General features: G+C 40.4%; 4 protein-coding genes and 2 pseudogenes. 4 read left to right on the forward strand and 2 right to left on the reverse strand.

The genetic code is table 11. The features are described 5' to 3' along the window. Nucleotides 1-1258: pseudogene (locus RG47T_RS22550) on the reverse strand (hypothetical protein); the annotation flags it as partial. Nucleotides 1259-1388: 130 nt separating this feature from the next. On the opposite strand from RG47T_RS22550, the gene RG47T_RS22555 reads away from it, so the two are divergent. Beyond that, nucleotides 1389-2288: a T9SS type A sorting domain-containing protein gene (locus tag RG47T_RS22555; RefSeq protein ID WP_074491992.1), complete on the forward strand. Its 900-nt coding sequence runs from the start codon at nucleotides 1389-1391 to the stop codon at nucleotides 2286-2288. Nucleotides 2289-2370: 82 nt separating this feature from the next. On the opposite strand, the gene RG47T_RS22560 is transcribed toward RG47T_RS22555, so the two are convergent. Further along, a complete protein-coding gene (locus tag RG47T_RS22560) occupies nucleotides 2371-2730 on the reverse strand; it encodes a DUF3127 domain-containing protein (protein WP_074491994.1) in 360 nt (119 codons plus the stop codon). Nucleotides 2731-2808: 78 nt separating this feature from the next. On the opposite strand from RG47T_RS22560, the gene RG47T_RS22565 reads away from it, so the two are divergent. The 3 genes and pseudogenes from RG47T_RS22565 to RG47T_RS26875 form a co-directional block, all read left to right on the forward strand. Continuing rightward, on the forward strand, nucleotides 2809-3981 hold the full coding sequence (locus RG47T_RS22565) for a THUMP domain-containing class I SAM-dependent RNA methyltransferase (protein WP_074491997.1): 1173 nt from the start codon (nucleotides 2809-2811) through the stop codon (nucleotides 3979-3981). Nucleotides 3982-3985: 4 nt separating this feature from the next. Beyond that, nucleotides 3986-4483 (forward strand): hypothetical protein, encoded by a 498-nt coding sequence (locus RG47T_RS22570; protein ID WP_074491999.1) that lies wholly within the window; start codon nucleotides 3986-3988, stop codon nucleotides 4481-4483. Between the two features lie 295 nt (nucleotides 4484-4778). After that, nucleotides 4779-4881, forward strand: a pseudogene (locus tag RG47T_RS26875) (RNA-binding protein); the annotation flags it as partial.

The following is a 4881-nucleotide window of genomic DNA, read 5'->3' on the forward strand; positions in this document are numbered from 1 at the left end:
TGGCAATTTCGGCATCGCGCAGGGCTTCGCTGGCTATCATAATGGTTGATACCGGCGTTTTAAACTCGTGCGTCATATTGTTAATAAAGTCTGTCTTCATTTCAGACACCTTTTTTTGCTTAAATATAATGTAGATGGTATACGCAAAACATACAATAAGCACCAGCATCAGCCCGCCACTGGTTGCCATGGTATAAGTCATTCGGCTTAATAAAAATGAGTTTCGCTGCGGAAACGTGATCCTGATCTTCCCCGGGTCATTAATTACTTCTTTGCCAAAAATAGCAGTTTCATAAGTGCTGGCCGGTAAAAATGTGGTCTTGGGGTCGGTGTTTAAAGCGCGCGAAAATATCAGCGAATCATTACGGGCAGTGGTAACCTCATAACTAAAAGGCAGCATAATGCCCTTGTTCCGCAGTTCGCTCCGTAAAACAGAATCAATCCATATCGAATCAATCCGCTTGGTTAAAGGCTGGCCTATGCGTTGATATTCTTCGGCCAGGTTTTGTATCACGTTTTGGTGCTGCTGTCCGTGCCCTAGTTTTACAGTCTCTATCGAGTCTGTGGTTAATACCCGTTTTACCTGCCTAATCTGCTTTTCTTTTTGCTTGCGCATCTGCTCGCGCTCCCAAAGCGGGTTAAGCTGCGGGATAATCATTACCTGCGGCCCAAATTGCGGGTCGTCATATTTATATCTCAGCGTGTCGTACTTTCTTAGTTTTTGCGGCTTTCTTACGGGTTGCTTTGCGGCAGCATTACCAACCTCCGGCGAAATACTTTGGTGTACTACCCCCAATTCATCAGTATACTCGTCAATGCGTAAATAAATAGATCCCTCCTGGGCCAGGTTAAAAACCTCATCGTCCAGTTGGTTGCGTAATATAATGCGCTTTAAACTATCGCGCAGCAGGGCTATTCTTTTTTGGTGGATGCTTTGTTTTCGCTTAATTTTTTCGCTGTCTGGTGTCGTTAACACATGGTCCAGCGTGCTTTTATGTATGCTTTTTACAATTAAGCTGTAGTTTTTCTGCCGCATGTTCTGCTCGTCAGTCACCCTTACTTTTTCATTTAAAAAGTTCATGGCATCAACACGGGCCACTTTATTGGTTACAGAGCTCAGAACTTCGCTTACGGTATGGTCGAACAGGTTTTTTTGCATCTGGTATGATTGTACCAGAAAATACAATTGCATAGCCATTACACCCAGCAGCGCAAATCCCATCAAACCAGTAATAAGGCCTATACTTCTTTTCTTCATTCCAAACAAAAATATTTCAAATTGGTAGATATAGGTATCCTTTAACAAAATTTAACATTTGAATACCAATATTTAACATATTGACGTTAAGTAGTTTATTAATTTAGCCCTTTAAAACAAAAATACCCCAATGAATATTAAAAATCTGACCACCAGACCCGGCTTCGAATTTGTTTTTGCAATAGGCATTGCCGCCATATTTATTTTACCAGCAGCCGTAATGGCGCAGGACAATAAAAATATAGAGATCTCTATTACCAATGGCGATACTGTTATTAATGGTAAAAATATTAAAGACCTATCGCCACAAGATCGTAAAGAGGCATTAAGCGATTTACATAAATTGCAGGGTGGTGATAGAGGTGGCCATAAAGAGTACCGGTTTGAGCGCCGCAGTAACGGTGGTAACATGGGCCGCGACAACAGCGAATTGGGTTACAGCAACCTTAATATTGTACGTACGCCTGATGGGTATATGGTGAGCAAAGAAAAAGATGACGCCGGGCAGCACCCGCATTTAAGAAGAGTGAAGGTAACGGATGTTATCATAACTGCTCCCGAGCATCCAATGAATGCACCCGATGAAAACAGAGGAGACGAAAACAGATCATTTGGCCCACCGCCGCATGATGAGCTGATAGAAAACTTTAGCCGCCGTAATACCCAGGAGTTTGATTATACCAATATTGATAACGACGGCGTGGAAACAGGTGTAAATTTCCGCGTTACCGAGCCCAAGGGCGTACGCTTAAAAGGCATTGCCGGGATTGATAAAACAGACCTTAACATTAGCGACCTGAAAATAGTGCCCGATTTTGTGACCGGTAAAACCCTTATCATGTTTAGCCTGCCCACAAAAGCCACTGCCGAAATTGAGTTTTTTGACAATGCCGGTAAATTGCTGTGGAGTGAAAAAACAAGCACAGGTTCATTTACCAAAAACTTTGCCTTGCCATTAAACGGTGTGTATAACCTAAAAATTAAGCAAAGCGGTAAAATGGAAGTAAAACAGATTTTTAAAGAAGGATAAAATTAAGTTACGCCTATAACAAAAGCCCTTTAAGAAATTATCTTAAAGGGCTTTTGTATTATTTAGGTTGAAAGATTTTTGCTTAAAATGGCAAATCGTCATCATCCGGGGCCGCGCTCAGGTCAACCGGTGGTGCATACTCTGGGGTAGCGCCTGCAGCACCGCCAACCGAAGTAATTTTCCATAATTGTAACGAGTTAAAATAAGATTTTTTGCCTGTTTTATCTGTCCACGGGCGGCCTTTTAAGTTAAAAGCTACCTCTACATTGTCGCCAACTTTAACGCTGTCCAATAGGTTGCAACGGTCCTGAATTGCCTCAAATTTGATATACTCAGGGTACTGTGGGTTTTCAATATATTCTAAAATCAGCTCTCTCTTTTTAAGGCTGTCTGTAACCTGCATTGTTGCAGATACTTCGTGTACTTTTCCTTTAATATCCATGTATCAAACTTTTGAAATGTAAAGTTAATGTTTAACAAATAAATTCATACATTTTTAATTCATAAATTTGCCCTCCACATGCAAGTTTTTCAAACAGAGAGTAAAATCATCATTACCTGCAATAAAAGGCTATCGCCTTATTTACAGCAGGAAGTAGAAGCGTTAGGCTTTGAAATAAAGCGCAGCTTTTCTACCGGTGTAGAGTTATTGGGTACCGTTAACGATTGTATAGCCTTAAACCTTAATTTAAGGTGCGCAAGCCAGATCTTGTATCTGTTAAAAAGCTTCACCGCTGCTGATCCTCAGCAGCTTTATGATAACCTGGTTACAGTAGAATGGGAAAATCTGATCGATTTCTCGGGCTACTTTTCTATCACATCAAACGTAAATAACGAACATATCCGTACGCCGCTTTTTGCCAACGTAAAAGTAAAAGATGCCATTGTAGATCGTATTAAATCTATCAAAGGCATCAGGCCAGATTCGGGCGCCGATCAAAACAAGGCGGTTTTTCACCTTTACTGGCAGGAAGATAAGGCCGATATGTTTATCGATACATCGGGCGAAACAATTGCCAAGCACAGCTATCGTAAAATACCGGGTAAAGCGCCAATGCTGGAAGCTTTGGCTGCAAGTACCATTATGGCTACCGGCTGGGACAGAAAAAGTACCTTTATTAACCCCATGTGCGGCTCGGGCACTTTAGCTATTGAAGCCGCGCTGATGGCAACAGAAAAAACACCTGGCTTTTTCAGGATGAACTATGGCTTTATGCACATTATGGGGTATGACGAGCAGGTTTTCTTTAACCAGCGCCGTATACTAAAAGATAAGGCAGTTAAGCAAATTGATTTTAAAATTATTGCCACAGATATATCAGACGATGCTGTTGATATTGCCCGTAAAAATGCAAATACTGCAGGCGTAGAACATTTGATAGAATTTGCTGTTTGTGATTTTGCCGAAACAGAGGTGCCGGAAGGTGCAGGTGTAGTAATGTTTAACCCGGAATATGGTGAGCGGCTTGGTGTACACACCAAACTAGAGATTACCTATAAACGCATTGGCGACTTTTTAAAGCAAAATTGCCGTGGTTATAAAGGGTATGTTTTTACCGGTAATCCAGATCTGGCTAAAAAGATTGGGTTAAGCGCTAAACGCCGTATTGAGTTTTATAATGGTAAGCTGGATTGCAGGTTGTTAGAATATGAATTGTATGACGGTAGCAAACGCGAACCAAAAGTTGATTAATTAAATGAAGAAAGTATTTACGCTGGCCGTGGCGCTGATGATATCGGGCATGGCAATGGCACAAAAAGAACTCGCATTCCCGTTTCAGGGTGGGCAACAGGTAATGACCAGTTTTTTTAAAACTAATTTTACCCCATCTGCCGATCTGAAGCAACACAATGCTGCAGGTGTTGTGATCTTAAAGTTTACTGCCGACGAGAAGGGTGCTATTAAAAAGATAATTGTTTACTATGCGGATGATTTTTCGCTGGCGCAGCCTGCTGCAGACCTGCTAAAAAAATCGGATCATAAATGGATAGTGCCTGATGGTGAAAAGCTACACGATTTTATTTTGCCAATATCTATCAGTTTCAACGAGCCGGTAACAGGTGCGGCCGTTGTGCAGAAAACATTTTCGGCATACTATAACAAGCGCAGCCCGGTTTTAACAAACAACCAGATACCGCTTGATATGGCCACGTTATTGCCAACTATTACACTTAAGTATGATGTTGGGCAATAAAAGCTGAAAACAAACTTATTATAACGTAGAAAAGGGCTCTTAAAAGGCCCTTTTTTAATTTAAAAGATAATTTTTTTGCTTTAATTTTTTATAAAAAAATTAGGTAAGTAGTTTATAATGAGCTATAAATAATAGCGCCTTTGTAAGGCGTGCATCAAAAAATGTTTAAATACTGATATTTTGTTTTTTTAAGAAGTTTATCTATATATTGCAAAGGATTAAAGAAACATTTGTTACTTTTTTCGCGTTAAAGGAAATAGGCCATTGGAGCCGAACATGTATTAAATTAAAATTAATGAACATTTTTGTAGGAAGTCTGCCTTACCAGTTAAAGGAAGAAGATTTAAGAGAACTATTTGAAGCTTACGGCGAAGTGAGCTCAGCTAAATTAATTATCG

This window comes from Mucilaginibacter polytrichastri, from assembly GCF_001911425.1.
GTDB classification, from domain to species: domain Bacteria; phylum Bacteroidota; class Bacteroidia; order Sphingobacteriales; family Sphingobacteriaceae; genus Mucilaginibacter; species Mucilaginibacter polytrichastri.